Annotated in this window: 1 protein-coding gene and 1 pseudogene; both read left to right on the plus strand. The window is 35.0% G+C overall.

What is annotated here, in order from left to right:
• A pseudogene (locus tag AAEZ18_RS18515) lies at window positions 1-89 on the plus strand (DUF3283 family protein); the annotation flags it as partial.
• 14 nt (window positions 90-103) lie between these two features.
• Window positions 104-323, plus strand: a 220-nt coding sequence (locus AAEZ18_RS18520; protein WP_352255858.1) for a GNAT family N-acetyltransferase, incomplete at its 3' end; no start/stop codon positions are given.

Below are 323 nucleotides of genomic sequence, written 5' to 3' on the forward strand. Positions count from 1 at the left end.
TTTACAACACAATCCACAGCCGCCCAGTGGCAGAGCAAATGGTTTTGAAACAAAAATTTGAACAGTATTTAGCGCTAATGCTTAGCTAAATATCGATATAAAAATGTATAAAGTTGAAGTGTTAAATGAACTAAAAACCCCACTTGTGAATAAATTCTACAAAAAGCACAGCGTAAGAGGGCGTGCTAATAAACAAGATAAGGTATGGGTAACTTACTATAATAATGAAATAGTGGCAGCATGTAGGTTACAAGATAAAACAGAGTTTTTATTTTTATCTACCATGTTTGTTGCGCTGGAACATCGCGGTAAAGGGATTGCAA

This window comes from Pseudoalteromonas sp. 19-MNA-CIBAN-0066 (assembly GCF_040308705.1).
GTDB classification, from domain to species: Bacteria; Pseudomonadota; Gammaproteobacteria; order Enterobacterales; family Alteromonadaceae; genus Pseudoalteromonas; species Pseudoalteromonas nigrifaciens.